The following is a 14114-nucleotide window of genomic DNA, read 5'->3' on the forward strand; positions in this document are numbered from 1 at the left end:
TACGGCCTGAGGAGAGAAGTGCATGACGCAAGTCACGGTGAAAGAACTGGCCCAAGTGGTCGACACACCGGTAGAGCGCCTGCTGCAGCAGATGCGTGAGGCGGGTTTGCCGCACAGCAGTGCCGAGCAAGTTGTCACCGATAATGAGAAGCAAGCTTTGCTTGCTCATCTCAAGAGCAGCCACGGCGACAAAAAGGTTGAAGAACCGCGCAAGATTACCTTGCAGCGCAAAACCACCAGCACCCTGCGAGTTGCTGGCAGCAAAACTATCAGCGTTGAAGTACGCAAGAAGAAAACCTTCGTTAAGCGTAGCGCTGAAGAGATCGAAGCAGAGAAGCAGCGCGAGCTTGCAGAGCAGCGCGCTGTGGCTGAAGCGGCGCGGGTGAAGGCTGAAGAAGAAGCCAAGCGCAAGGCTGAAGAAGAAGCCAAGCGTCAGCCGCAAGAAACGCCAGCGCCTGCGACTACCGCTGCAGACGTAATTGGTGATGTGCCTGCTGCTGAACCGGTTGTAGAAACGCGTAAAGATGATCGCAAGAAGGACGAGCCACGCCGCCCTGATAAAACTCGCAATGACGATTCCGATCGTCGTGGCGAGCGCAAGGTAGCGCATCGTCCGACCGTCAAGGAAAAGGCTCCGGCACCACGTGTTGCGCCTCGTACTGTGGACGAAGAGAGCGACGGTTTCCGTCGCGGTCGCGGCAAGTCGAAAATGAAGAAGCGCAATGCGCACGGCTTCCAAAGCCCGCAAGGGCCGGTTGTTCGTGATGTTGCCATCGGCGAAACCATCACTGTTGGCGAACTCGCTCAGCAGATGTCGGTTAAAGCGGCTGAAGTTATCAAGTTCATGTTCAAGATGGGCACTCCGGTGACCATCAATCAGGTGCTGGATCAGGAAACTGCCCAGTTGATCGCCGAAGAGCTGGGCCACAAGGTCACGCTGGTAAGCGATAACGCACTTGAAGAGCAGTTGGCTGCATCGTTGAAGTACGACGGTGAGTCGATTTCCCGTGCGCCAGTTGTGACCGTAATGGGCCACGTTGACCACGGTAAGACTTCATTGCTCGACTACATTCGTCGTGCAAAAGTTGCTTCCGGCGAAGCGGGCGGCATTACGCAGCATATCGGTGCCTACCACGTAGAAACCGAGCGCGGCATGGTCACCTTCCTCGATACTCCGGGTCACGCTGCGTTTACCCAAATGCGTGCTCGTGGTGCCAAGGCGACTGACATCGTGATTCTGGTTGTTGCTGCAGACGACGGCGTAATGCCGCAGACCGAGGAAGCTGTTCAGCACGCGAAAGCGGCTGGCGTTCCACTGGTTGTCGCAGTCAACAAGATCGACAAGCAGGGCGCGGATCTTGATCGTATCAAGAACGACCTGGCTGGCCGCGAAGTTGTCCCGGAAGAGTGGGGTGGCAACACTCAATTCGTACCGGTTTCGGCCAAAGTTGGTACCGGTGTAGACGAGTTGCTTGAAGCCGTATTGCTGCAAGCTGAACTGCTCGAACTGAAAGCGACTCCTTCGGCTCCAGGCCGCGGTGTTGTGGTTGAATCGCGTCTTGATAAAGGTCGCGGTCCGGTTGCAACCGTGCTGGTTCAAGACGGTACGCTGCGTCAGGGCGACATGGTTCTGGTCGGCTCGAACTACGGCCGCATCCGCGCCATGATCGACGAGAACGGCAAGTCCATCAAAGAAGCTGGTCCTTCGATTCCGGTCGAAATCCTCGGCCTCGATGGCACGCCGGAAGCGGGCGATGACATGACCGTGGTTGCTGACGAGAAGAAAGCCCGTGAAGTGGCTCTGTTCCGTCAAGGCAAGTTCCGTGAAGTCAAGCTGGCACGTGCTCACGCAGGCAAGCTGGAAAACATCTTCGAGAACATGGGCCAGGAAGAGAAGAAGACGCTTAACATCGTCCTCAAATCTGACGTTCGTGGCTCGTTGGAAGCGTTGCAGGGCTCGCTCAGCGGCCTCGGTAATGACGAAGTTCAAGTGCGCGTAGTGGGCGGCGGCGTTGGTGGTATCACCGAAAGCGACGCTAACCTGGCACTGGCTTCCAACGCTGTATTGTTCGGCTTCAACGTTCGTGCCGACGCTGGCGCGCGTAAGATCGTCGAGCAAGAGTCGCTGGATATGCGTTATTACAACGTCATCTACGACATCATCGAAGACGTTAAGAAGGCCCTGACCGGCATGCTCGGCAGCGATGTTCGCGAGAACATTCTGGGTACTGCCGAAGTACGTGACGTGTTCCGTTCGCCTAAGTTCGGCGCCATTGCCGGTTGCATGGTTATTGAAGGTGTTGTGCACCGTAACCGTCCAATCCGTGTACTGCGCGACGACGTGGTTATCTACGAAGGCGAACTCGAGTCGCTGCGTCGCTTCAAAGACGACATGGCTGAAGTGCGTAATGGCATGGAATGCGGTATTGGCGTTAAGAGCTACAACGACGTCAAGGTCGGCGACAAGATCGAAGTGTACGAGAAAGTCCAGGTGGCTCGTAGCCTGTAAGGCACCTGCCGCAACATGCAACGCCCGGCCCTGCTTAAGCACGGCCGGGCGTTTGCCGCTTCTGAGTCCGATGCTTTTTCAGGCATTGAGACCGTAAAAGGTAGTAAAAATGGCAAAAGAATATAGCCGTGCCCAGCGTATCGGCGACCAGATGCAGCGCGAGCTGGCGCAGTTGATTCTCCGCGAAGTCAAAGATCCTCGCGTCAGTGGTCTGGTCACAGTTACCGCTGTTGAAGTCAGCCGTGACGCCAGCCACGCCAAAGTGTTTATCACGATCATGGGTTCAGAGATTGACGATGAAAGCATCCGTCAGAGCGTTAAAGTGCTCAACGATGCCAGCGGCTTTCTGCGCATGCAGCTGGGCAAGGCAATGAAGCTTCGCAGCGTGCCGAACCTGCGCTTCCATTATGACGAGAGCGTTATTCGTGGTGCGCAATTGTCTGCATTGATCGAGCGCGCCGTAACTGAAGATCGTCAGCATGACGACGAAGCAACCGACGCCAAGGAGTAAGCACGTGGCCCAGGTTAAGCGTATTCGTCGCAAAGTAGACGGCATCATTCTGCTGGATAAGCCGAAGGGCTTCAGCTCCAATGCCGCCTTGCAGAAAGTCCGCTGGTTGCTGAATGCTGAAAAAGCCGGGCACACCGGCAGTCTCGACCCTTTGGCGACTGGCGTGTTGCCGCTGTGTTTTGGCGAAGCCACCAAGTTTTCGCAATACCTGCTCGATGCCGATAAAGGCTACGAGACGCTGATGCAGTTGGGTGTTACGACAACCACAGCTGACGCTGAAGGTGAAGTGATCGAGCGTAAGCCAGTCACCGCTAGTGGCAGCGATATTGAGGCTGTATTGCCGCAGTTTCGTGGCGACATCAGCCAGATCCCGCCGATGTATTCGGCGCTCAAGCGTGACGGCCAGCCGCTTTACAAGCTGGCGCGTGCGGGTGAAGTAGTCGAGCGCGAGCCGCGTGCAGTGAATATTGCGCGTTTGGAGTTGCTTGGCTGCGAAGGCGAAGTGGCACGTTTGGCTGTCGAGTGCAGCAAAGGTACTTACATCCGCACACTGGTCGAAGATATCGGTCACTTGCTCGGTTGCGGCGCACACGTTGCAGAACTGCGCAGAACCCAGGCCGGTCCTTTCGACTTGAGCCAGACCGTCAGCCTTGAAGAGCTTGAAGCTGTTCACGCTGAAGGTGGCAACGAGGCGGTCGATCGTTTCCTGCACCCGGTTGATAGCGGTCTGGAACATTGGCCTTTGCTGCAGTTCTCCGAGCACAGTTCCTTCTACTGGTTGCAAGGCCAGCCGGTACGCGCACCGGAAGCGCCGAAGTTCGGCATGGTGCGGGTGCAGGATCATAACGGTCGTTTCATCGGTATCGGTGAAGTCGGCGAAGACGGTCGCATTGCGCCCCGTCGCTTGATTCGCTCAGAGTGAATAATTCGTAGTAGAATATCTGGCTGAATGAGTGCTTCGGTGCTCAGGTAGCTTCAAAGTAAGATTTAAGTGCCGCTTAGAGCGTCGCGAGCGAAGGCAGAGCAAGGCGAAAAGCCACGAGGGAGCGGAGTTCACTCATGTGAATGAGCATCTTGAGAGACTTTTCAACGCAGCTATGTCGAGTGCAGCAGCTATAAGGGGTACTTAACAAGAGGGTGGCTGTTAGTAGGCACGGTCATACCTCATTTTAAAACATGGGAAGCAGTTCCCAGCCTATTGCGACCGTTTACGGTTGCTTAATTGAGAGGAAGCCACCATGGCACTCAGCGCAGTAGAAAAAGCCCAAATCGTAACTGACTACCAACAAGCTGCTGGCGATACTGGTAGCCCAGAAGTGCAAGTTGCACTGCTGTCCGCCAACATCAACAAGCTGCAAGGCCACTTCAAGGCCAACGGTAAAGATCACCACTCGCGTCGTGGTCTGATCCGTATGGTTAACCAGCGTCGTAAGCTGCTGGACTACCTGAAGGGTAAAGATGTTAGCCGTTACAGCGCCCTGATCGGTCGCCTGGGTCTGCGTCGCTAAGCAATGCTTGCACGTAGCTGAAGCTGAAGCTGGAAGTGGGTTTATCCCACTTCCAGCTTTTTGCGTTTAAGCTACCCGTGTTTTGGACAGTGCCGGGCCGAATCCCGCAGCTGCCCACGAAAAGTTTGACGCTGTTGCTGCAGTCGAATCTGCATTCAACAGTCGCTACATGGAACCGCCTCATCACGCCGAAATGCCAAGCGCAGGCGTTTTGCAGAGCGTTCCAAAAGGTTTCCCCAAGGGCAATATAGAAAAGGAAAACACCGTGAACCCGGTAATTAAGAAGTTTCAATTCGGTCAGTCGACCGTAACTCTCGAGACGGGCCGTATCGCTCGTCAAGCGTCTGGCTCTGTGCTGGTTACCGTCGATGACGACGTTGCCGTTCTGGTTGCTGTAACTGGCGCCAAAACTGCTGACCCAAGCAAAGGCTTTTTCCCGCTGTCTGTTCACTATCAGGAAAAAACCTACGCAGCCGGTAAAATCCCAGGCGGTTTCTTCAAGCGTGAAGCTCGTCCTTCCGAGAAAGAAACCCTGACTTCGCGTCTGATCGACCGTCCGATCCGTCCGCTGTTCCCAGAAGGCTTCCAGAACGAAGTGCAGGTTATCTGCACCGTGATCTCTACCAGCAAGAAGACAGATCCGGACATCGCTGCGATGATCGGTACTTCGGCTGCTCTGGCTATTTCGGGTATTCCGTTCAATGGCCCAATCGGCGCCGCTCGCGTAGCGTTCCACCCAGAAACAGGCTACCTGCTGAACCCTACCTACGAGCAGCTTCAGGCTTCGAGCCTGGACATGGTTGTAGCCGGTACCAAAGACGCCGTGCTGATGGTTGAATCGGAAGCTAAAGAGCTGACCGAAGACCAGATGCTGGGCGCAGTACTGTTCGCCCACGACGAATTCCAGGCTGTGATCGACGCTGTTGCCGAACTGGCTGCAGAAGCCGCCAAGCCGACTTGGGACTGGCAGCCAAAGGCTGAGAACGTTGAGCTGCTGAACGCTATCCGTAGCGAGTTTGGCGCGGCAATCTCACAGGCTTACACCATCACCGTTAAGCACGAGCGTTATGCGCGCCTGGGCGAGCTGCGCAACGAAGTCGTTGCCAAGTTCTCGGGTGAAGAAGGCCAGCCGACTGCCGGCGAAGTTAAAGAAGTCTTCGGCGAAATCGAATACCGCACCGTGCGCGAGAACATCGTTAACGGCCAGCCGCGTATCGACGGCCGTGACACCCGCACTGTCCGTGGCCTGAACATCGAAGTGGGTGTTCTCGACAAGACTCACGGTTCTGCGCTGTTCACCCGTGGTGAAACTCAGGCGTTGGTTGTTGCCACGCTGGGTACTGCCCGTGACGCACAGCTGCTCGACACCCTTGAAGGCGAGCGTAAAGACCCGTTCATGCTGCACTACAACTTCCCTCCTTACTCGGTAGGTGAGTGTGGTCGTATGGGCGCTACTGGCCGTCGTGAAATCGGTCACGGCCGTTTGGCGCGTCGTTCTATCGCGGCCATGCTGCCAGCGGCTGATGAGTTCCCGTACACCATTCGTGTGGTATCGGAAATCACTGAATCCAACGGCTCGAGCTCGATGGCTTCGGTTTGTGGTGCATCGCTGGCTCTGATGGACGCTGGTGTGCCGATGAAGGCGCCGGTTGCCGGTATCGCCATGGGTCTGGTTAAGGAAGGCGAGAAGTTCGCAGTTCTGACCGACATCCTGGGTGATGAAGATCACCTCGGCGACATGGACTTCAAAGTAGCGGGTACAGCTAAAGGTGTTACCGCGCTGCAGATGGACATCAAGATCCAGGGCATCACCGAAGAAATCATGGAAATCGCGCTGGGCCAGGCCCTTGAAGCGCGCCTGAACATTCTCGGCCAGATGAACCAGGTTATCGCCGAGTCGCGTACAGAGTTGTCGGCTAACGCCCCAACCATGATCGCGATGAAGATCGATCAGGACAAGATCCGTGACGTGATCGGTAAAGGCGGCGCGACAATCCGTGCAATCTGTGAAGAAACCAAAGCTTCGATCGACATCGAAGACGACGGTAGCATCAAGATCTTCGGCGAAACCAAAGATGCTGCAGAAGCCGCTAAGCAGCGCGTTCTGGGCATCACTGCAGAAGCTGAAATCGGCAAGATCTACGTCGGTAAAGTTGAGCGTATCGTTGACTTCGGTGCCTTCGTAAACATCCTGCCGGGCAAAGACGGTCTGGTGCACATCTCTATGCTGAGCGATGCTCGCGTTGAGAAAGTGACCGACATTCTCAAAGAAGGTCAGGAAGTTGAAGTACTGGTACTGGACGTGGACAACCGCGGTCGTATCAAGCTGTCGATCAAAGACGTTGCCGCTGCTAAAGCGTCAGGCGTTTAATCGCAGACTGCTGTATGAGTGCTTGATTGAAAACAGCCTTTACTGAGGCATTTGCACACCTCAGGTAAATAGCTGTAGTCACCAGCACTGGAAATCCGATGCCCTAACAGGCATCGGGTTTTTCTTGGCTTTCGAAAAGTGAGCCTGGCGTTTTAGCTGGTAGATCAGATCGCCAAGGCTTGTGTGTTGTGAGGGTGAATTAGTGTGCGCCCGGCGCACGCAGATGCCGACTTTGCCCTGCCTGGTACAGCTCAATGACTGCGGCGAAGGCGATAGGGAATAACCCTGATCTAGGCAATAACGCTTGCGCCGCAGGTCGGGCTCGGCCGGGTTCTGTTTTCAAATATCACCTGCGCCTGATCTTTCGGTCTGTGCGGTAGGCAGCTCTCAGTGTTATCAAATAGTTAGCTTTGAATAAATAGCAATAGATGTGCGCTGCACTGCAGTTTCGCACTCTATATAGCCAGGTTTGAGTCGCATGCGTAAGGAATTACTGCAACCCGAAAATAAAAGGTAGACACGTGAAGATCCAACTGCAGGCAGCATTCAGTTTGATCGAGTTGCTGACAACTATTTCAGTGCTTGCGATTTTGGTAAGTATAGCGGCGCCCAGTATGAGTGAGTGGGTACAGCGCGAACGTAATAACAGCCATATGAACGAATTATTAAGCGGGATTCGATTTGCTCGCGCCAGTGCAATTACCCGTAATGGCACAGTAAGTGTTTGTGCTGGTGTGGTGGTGTGCGCAGATAAGTCAGATTGGAAGTCCAACGTTATGGTATTTGCTGATGGCAATAATAACGGTGAGATGGATGAAGGGGATGAATTGTTGCGCATGTTCAGCATTTCAGATCTTTATCACTGGGATTGGAGCAACTTCAGAGGAAAAGCCTATTTGAGTTTCAAGCCTAACGGTATGACGCACAGCATGAATGGAACCTTCACTTTGTGTGATGGAAGTAAAGAGGTTAGCCGAGCTGTGATTAATACCGCGGGTAGGCTCAGGGTCGAAAGCACCGCTGCAGCCAACCCGTGTTGATAACGACAAAGGAAAAGTCGTTATGAATTGATTGCCGACTTTCAATATAAGAATGTGAATGAGTCATGGACGATAAATTGTTAATAATAGGGCTGCGCAACTTTGCACTTGGGCATGTGCATACAGCGTCTTATGGCGCTTTGCTCTCTGCGCTGTCGAGCATAATTTCATACCTGCTTGGTAGTTTTGGCCTGATTTTCAAACTGCTCTTCGATTGCTCAACAACCGCCGAATGCGGCCCACCTCAGCGCGCAAAGATGGGCCGCGATGATCGGGTTGCGCTTGCTGATGAGCTTGGTGGGATGAGCGGCCTAAACAGCTGCGCAGTGACGACAGCAGGCGCAATACCGCCGAACAACCCCAGCTTCGCTGTAACGTGCGAAAGTCAGCAGCCGTCCGGAAGCCTCGACAGTGATGGGCTCAGATTCGGTAAAAGGCCCCATCTGGCGATAAGCAACATGCAGCGGGGTGTGAGTTTGATCGAGGTACTGATCACGCTGCTGGTGTTGTCGGTTGGGCTAATCGGCTTGGCCGGGCTGCAGATGGTCAGCATTCAAGCCAATAAGAGCGCGTATTACCGCTCTCAAGCCACCTTGCTTGCCTACGACATGGCCGACCGCATGCGCGCAAATCAGGTGCAAGCGAACACCGATGTTTACTTCCTCAATTATCCGGCTTCATCAACAGCGCATGAGGTCTCAGGCAACCAGGCGAATAAAGACCTCAGTGAATGGCTTAATGCCTTGGCGCAGACCTTGCCTGATGGAACTGCAGCGATAAGTCGCGATGAGCGACTACTCAGCATATCAATTCGTTGGAACGACAACCGTGGGCGGGTTAAGGCCAGATCTGACGCCCAGCCATACACCGAAACATTCGTTTATCGAACTGAAATATGAGCCATTCTGTGATCTCCCGGCAGTATGGGCTTTCGCTCGTCGAGCTGATGGTAAGCATGGTCATCGCCCTGATTCTTATGCTGGGTGTGATGCAAGTATTTCTAAGCACCAAGCAGACGTATTCGACTAACAGCGCATTGTCTCGGATTCAGGAGAGCGGTCGATTTTCAATCGGTTTTCTTACTCAAGCGATCAGGGGGCTGGGTTTCACCGACTTGTGTTTTAAGCCTGATTCTAACCACCTAACCGCGAGTCAAACCACCAGCCTGGAATTGAATCAGCCACTTCAGGGCTGGGATGATGTTGAGCGTAAACCTGCCCATCTCAATGGCACGCCTATCAAGGGAACTGACGTTCTTCTGGTCAAGTATGCTGCGGGCTCAAGCAGTGTTGAGGCGACCTTAAGCAACGCAGCGGCGAGTGATTCTGTGCGCTTGCTTGAACCTTCTGCAATCGATTATGGCGCCGTTGCACTGATTACAGATGGCCTGGGTTGTGATCTGTTCTTGAATGCAGCAACAGCAAGCGACAAGACTGTCTCAAAGCATGATGCCTCGAAACCTTGGAGTCGCGCCTACTCCGAGGAGGTAGACGTTCTCGGCGTGCACCATGCCACGTATTACATACGTAAGAATATGAGTGGTAATTCTTCACTTTTCAGGCAGCGATTGAACCCTCAAAAATCGCTGGGTGAATTGAAGTGGACAACTGAAGAATTGATCGAAAATATTCAGGATATGCAAATTAGTTACGGCTTATCGGGAGACGATAAGCAAGTGACTCGCTATGTCACTGCTGATCAAGTACCTGATTGGCAGAGTGTAGTTTCTGTGCATGTCGAAATTCTAGTTGTCAGCCCGCAGTTAAATGCTGTCACTGAAAATCAAACAATAAAATTTAACGGTGTGGTGTTGGAAATCCCCAGCCGAAAATTAGCTGAGGTTTTTTCTAATACTATAAGCATCAGGAATCGCCTGCCATGAAAAAGCTGCAACAGGTTGAGTTTAATTTCCGCCAGCGTGGAACGGTCCTTATTGTTGCGCTCATTATGCTATTGATATTGACCGTAATTGCAGTATCAAGCATGCAGGGCACATCGCTGCAAGAAACCATGGCCGGCAGTGCGCGTGATAAAAACCTGGCTTTTCAAGCATCTGAAGCTGCGTTGCGTGAGGGCGAGCGTGCAGCGATTGGTCAGTTTCTAACTGCTGATATAAACGATCTCAGGGATGAGCCGATTACGGGATTTTATGAGGACTTTCCAGGTGTTGCTCAGCCTCCGGAGTATAAGGTCATTTTAGTTGATGTTATCGACCATACCACTAAAGCCGGCGAGCCGAAGGTTGCGGACGGCGCCCTAACGCGGATTGAGTCAACCGGTTTTGGAAAAAGTATAGCGGCTGATAACACGCCTGTATCTCAGGCTAAATTAGTATCTACTTTTATAGTTGAGTTTAAAGATGGATAGTGAAGTCGAACGGATACGACGCTGGGGTAAAGGTGGCGGGCTTATCGTTGCTGCTATATCGTGTGGTCGCCGTTCGGTTTGGAGGCTATGCTGTTGTTCTTTATTTATAAGTCCGGCTTTTGCTCAGGTCGCTCAGACGCCCCTTATTCTTGGCAGCAATACAGTGTCTGGGAATCTTGCCTTAGTCCCTTCGGTTGAGTTTCCAACAGTTATCAGTGTTGCCAATATAGCCAATAAATTCGCCGAAGGGAGTGATTATGTAGGTTATTTTGATAGCGATAAGTGTTATGAATATATCCGGAAAAGCTTTAGGCATGTTTATTTTGGGTTAATAACAGGGGCGGATGGCGGGGGATACTTTACGCCAGTGAGTCATGGACGCTCATGTGCAGGGAAATGGAGTGGTAATTACCTCAACTGGGCGACCACACAGACCATAGACCCCTTTAGAAAGGCTCTGACGGGCGGCTATCGCTCTGTGGATACAGCAACACAAACTATACTGGAGAAAGCTACACGAGATAGTCGCGGTGGGGAAAAGTCCCGATTTAAAGATCGAGTCTTGTCGGGGAAGCAAGTTATTGGCCGAATATCTCCGTATGGGTCTAGTTCGATCAAGAGTTCCGTCATTTCCGCAAATCCTGAAGCGACCGAGCATGTTCAAAACTATCAGCGCAATAAAACGCTGGCGATCAAAAACGGGAGCAATAAGCAGTATTATTCTGTGCGAGTAGAGGTGTGTAAGAGTGCCGCGCTTTTGGAAGATAACTGTGTGCGCTACGGTAATCATTGGAAACCAGAAGGATTGATACAACGTTACGCCGCTGATATTCGATTCAGCGCCTTTAGCTATCTCAATATTGATGGGGATAATAGAAACGGTGGCGTCCTTCGCTCCAAGCAAGGGTATGTAGGTCCACTTAAGCGCGAACCCGGCACCGCCGGAACCTTCACAAACCCCAGCGTCGAATGGGATTCGGATAGCGGCGTGCTTTATTTGAATCCGCATCATGCAAAGGTCGGTAATAGTGGTGTGATTAACTATATTAATAAGTTTGGTGAACTGACCAATCAACACAAGTCCAGTGACCCTGTTAGTGAGCTTTATTACGCCGCGTTACGCTATTTTAAAAAGCAAGGAAATATTCCTGCTTACTCAAATACTTCTACGGTTAAGCAAACAGATAAATTTCCAGTGGTCACCGATTGGAATGATCCGATCCAATATGCATGCCAGAATAATTTCATTCTAGGAATTGGAGATGTGTACACGCACGAGGATCAAGATCTACCTCATAGTGATGATCGCTTGAATGTTCGTACGTATACGCAAAAAGTGTTTGATTTGGAGGGTATTGGTAAGTCGGCTGGTGCTGAATTCACTGAATATAATAACTCAGCTTTCATTGCCGGAATGGCCTATTACGCAAACACGTCTGATATTCGATCGGATTTACCGGGTAAGCAGACTATTTCAACCTATTGGGTTGATGTGCGTGAGAACAGAAAATTACAGCCTAGAGAGAATAACCAGTACTGGTTAGCTGCAAAATACGGAGGCTTCGATGTACCTGACGACTTTGGTAACCCGCTCCAGCGTAGCCGTCCACTGGTCAGGGCTTGGTGGCATACTAACAATCAGCGTCTAAGCACTAATGATTTGAGGCCCGATAATTTTTATGTGGCCAGTGATGCTGCCAATATGGTCGCAGGATTAACCCGTGCTTTTGCGAAAATAGCCAACGAGGTCACGAGTACCACGACTTCACTCGCCACCAACTCGACGCGGATTTCCACCGACAACGCTATTTTTCAGTCGCGCTTTAACAGCAAAGCATGGAGCGGTGACTTACTTGCCAAGCGCATCGACGCGGATGGCCCCGCTTCTGAAGAGCCGCTGTGGAGCGCTGCGCAAAAGTTGGATGCGATCAAGGATATTACTCAGCGCAATATCCTGACTGTCGTCCCGCCTTCGGGGGCGGCTAATGTGGGTGGACGTATTGCCTCTCAGGGGATCGAGTTTACCTGGGGCGCTTTGAGCCATGAGCAGCAACAACTACTAACGTTGGATGATGAGAGCAGCGCTACTGCCAAGTTGCGGCTTGAGTACCTTCGGGGCGATCGCTCACAAGAGATCACCGATAAGATTCGCAGCCGTCCTTTCCGTCAGCGTGGCAGTCGCTTAGGTGACATCGTCAACTCCGATCCCCAATACCTGCATCATCAAAACTTTGGCTACGCCAACCTTAAATGGTCGAGCGGAACGGTCGGCCAAGCTTATAAAACATTCCGGTCCAGCAATAAGTACCTGAAACGCTCCCCGCTTGTCGTCGTAGGTGCCAACGACGGAATGCTCCACGGCTTTGATGCAACGAGCGATGATAAAGGCGGTACAACACTCGGTGGCCGTGAGCTTTTCGCCTATGTACCTGCCAGTCTGTTTGGCAAGCTGCCAGCGTTAAGTGATCCAAATTATACGCACCGCTATTTTGTCGATGGCACGCCAAGATTCGGTGATGTGTGGCTAGGCTCCCGTTGGGCTAGCGTTGTAGTTGGTAGTGGTGGCGCCGGCGGCAACAGTATTTTCGCCCTCGATGTTACCGACCCGGAAAATGTGGGCCCCAGCAGCGTTCTGTGGGAATTCAGCCATCCGCGCATGGGTTATAACCTAGGGCAGCCCACGCTGGTTGCCTTACCCAATGAACGATTTGCCGTGCTGGTCACCAGTGGTTACCACGATACCGAGCCCGATACTGACGGCAAACTGTGGGTATTGGATGCTAAGGATGGGCACGTAATCCGCGAGATAAACCTGCCTACCAGCGCCAACCTGGGCACCCCTTTAGCCTCTGACACCAACCGTGACCTTGTTGCCGATCGTGCTTATGTGGCGGATACGGCTGGCAATCTCTGGCGCATCGACCTTGCGGATAAAGATCCTGCGAAATGGGGCATTGCGTCCAGTCTTGCTGATGGGCCGCTATTTGTCGCCAAAGATAAAAATGGCCAACGCCAAGCCATTACGGCGCCTTTAACGTCTGCCTTCAACCAGAAAAATCAGCACATGGTTTTCTTTGGAACCGGCAGTTTCTACCGCACAACCGACAACGAAATTCCCAGCGAGCCTGCGGTAGAGACGTTTTATGGGCTGATTGATGACGGTGAAGCCATTGAGGGTCGAAGTCGTCTTTTGCAGCAAACAATCTTTGAGGAGCAAACACTAGCGGGTGGATTGAATGTTCGGGCAATCACCGACCATGAGCTAACCACTGAGCCCGGTTGGTATATGGATCTGGTTCTGGAGGGTGGCAGTGGCAAGGGTGAACGCGTACTCGCCGAGGCGACTGTGCGCAGTCAGCAGATCATCATCACCACGATGACTCCTTCGGCAGACCCCTGTGCGTTCGGCGGCAATAGTTGGGTCATGGCTGTAGATCGTGACACTGGCTCACGATTGGACTCGGTCTATTTTGATACCAACCATGATGCGCTCTTTGATCGTAAGCGCTCCATAAACCCCACCTGCCTATAGCCCGCAGATCAGCGGATGCTGAACTCCTGTTTTCTCTGGAGTTCATCCCATGATGCGTCCCGACGCCAAGGTCCAAAAGGTTTATCTGTATCCCAAGCCTGTCGACTTCCGCAAATCCATCAATGGCCTGGCGGCGCTGGTCGAGCTGGACATCAAGGTGGAGGTGTTCAACCCGGTGCTGTTCGTGTTCCTCAATCGCACCCGCAGCCAGGTCAAGATTCTCTACTGGGAGCGCAATGGCTTCTGCCTGTGGCTCAAGCGTCTGGAAGCCGAGCG

Annotated in this window: 11 protein-coding genes; all 11 read left to right on the forward strand. The window is 52.7% G+C overall.

Going from position 1 to position 14114, the window contains the following annotated elements; translation table 11 throughout:
* The first annotated feature begins 22 nt into the window (after positions 1-22).
* Positions 23-2509 carry a translation initiation factor IF-2 gene (gene infB, locus BM395_RS06170; RefSeq protein ID WP_090509758.1) on the forward strand — a complete coding sequence of 829 codons (2487 nt, stop codon included), beginning with the start codon at positions 23-25 and terminating at the stop codon, positions 2507-2509.
* A 109-nt stretch (positions 2510-2618) separates the two neighbouring features.
* Positions 2619-3020 carry a 30S ribosome-binding factor RbfA gene (gene rbfA / locus BM395_RS06175; RefSeq protein ID WP_069897974.1) on the forward strand — a complete coding sequence of 134 codons (402 nt, stop codon included), beginning with the start codon at positions 2619-2621 and terminating at the stop codon, positions 3018-3020.
* Positions 3021-3024: 4 nt separating this feature from the next.
* Positions 3025-3942, forward strand: coding sequence for a tRNA pseudouridine(55) synthase TruB (gene truB / locus BM395_RS06180; RefSeq protein ID WP_090509761.1), 918 nt, complete (start codon positions 3025-3027; stop codon positions 3940-3942).
* A 316-nt stretch (positions 3943-4258) separates the two neighbouring features.
* Positions 4259-4528 carry a 30S ribosomal protein S15 gene (gene rpsO, locus BM395_RS06185; RefSeq protein ID WP_069897972.1) on the forward strand — a complete coding sequence of 90 codons (270 nt, stop codon included), beginning with the start codon at positions 4259-4261 and terminating at the stop codon, positions 4526-4528.
* A 265-nt stretch (positions 4529-4793) separates the two neighbouring features.
* On the forward strand, positions 4794-6899 hold the full coding sequence (gene pnp, locus BM395_RS06190; RefSeq protein ID WP_069898540.1) for a polyribonucleotide nucleotidyltransferase: 2106 nt from the start codon (positions 4794-4796) through the stop codon (positions 6897-6899).
* A gap of 521 nt (positions 6900-7420) precedes the next feature.
* On the forward strand, positions 7421-7939 hold the full coding sequence (locus tag BM395_RS06195) for a GspH/FimT family pseudopilin (RefSeq protein ID WP_090509763.1): 519 nt from the start codon (positions 7421-7423) through the stop codon (positions 7937-7939).
* A gap of 458 nt (positions 7940-8397) precedes the next feature.
* Entirely contained in the window at positions 8398-8838 is a 441-nt protein-coding gene (gene pilV / locus BM395_RS06200; protein ID WP_090509825.1) for a type IV pilus modification protein PilV, read from the forward strand.
* Positions 8835-9821: a PilW family protein gene (locus BM395_RS06205; RefSeq protein ID WP_090509828.1), complete on the forward strand. Its 987-nt coding sequence runs from the start codon at positions 8835-8837 to the stop codon at positions 9819-9821. Before pilV ends, BM395_RS06205 begins: the two co-directional genes overlap by 4 nt.
* Positions 9818-10306 carry a pilus assembly PilX family protein gene (locus BM395_RS06210; protein WP_090509766.1) on the forward strand — a complete coding sequence of 163 codons (489 nt, stop codon included), beginning with the start codon at positions 9818-9820 and terminating at the stop codon, positions 10304-10306. The genes BM395_RS06205 and BM395_RS06210 overlap by 4 nt, the downstream gene beginning before the upstream one ends.
* Complete coding sequence (locus BM395_RS23560) at positions 10299-13838, forward strand: pilus assembly protein (RefSeq protein WP_244528935.1); 3540 nt, start codon at positions 10299-10301, stop codon at positions 13836-13838. Before BM395_RS06210 ends, BM395_RS23560 begins: the two co-directional genes overlap by 8 nt.
* 49 nt (positions 13839-13887) lie before the next feature.
* Positions 13888-14114: IS66 family insertion sequence element accessory protein TnpB (tnpB, locus tag BM395_RS06225; protein WP_244528936.1), on the forward strand; the 227-nt coding region annotated here is incomplete at its 3' end.

Source organism: Pseudomonas marincola, from assembly GCF_900116605.1.
Lineage (GTDB): Bacteria > Pseudomonadota > Gammaproteobacteria > Pseudomonadales > Pseudomonadaceae > Aquipseudomonas > Aquipseudomonas marincola.

Bases quoted from the DNA above. Each gene is read 5' to 3' on its own strand.
- infB (WP_090509758.1), top strand. From the start codon at position 23: ATGACGCAAGTCACGGTGAAAGAACTGGCCCAAGTGGTCGACACACCG.
- rbfA (WP_069897974.1), top strand. From the start codon at position 2,619: ATGGCAAAAGAATATAGCCGTGCCCAGCGTATCGGCGACCAGATGCAG.
- rpsO (WP_069897972.1), top strand. From the start codon at position 4,259: ATGGCACTCAGCGCAGTAGAAAAAGCCCAAATCGTAACTGACTACCAA.
- pilV (WP_090509825.1), top strand. From the start codon at position 8,398: ATGCAGCGGGGTGTGAGTTTGATCGAGGTACTGATCACGCTGCTGGTG.
- BM395_RS06205 (WP_090509828.1), top strand. From the start codon at position 8,835: ATGAGCCATTCTGTGATCTCCCGGCAGTATGGGCTTTCGCTCGTCGAG.
- BM395_RS06210 (WP_090509766.1), top strand. From the start codon at position 9,818: ATGAAAAAGCTGCAACAGGTTGAGTTTAATTTCCGCCAGCGTGGAACG.
- BM395_RS23560 (WP_244528935.1), top strand. From the start codon at position 10,299: ATGGATAGTGAAGTCGAACGGATACGACGCTGGGGTAAAGGTGGCGGG.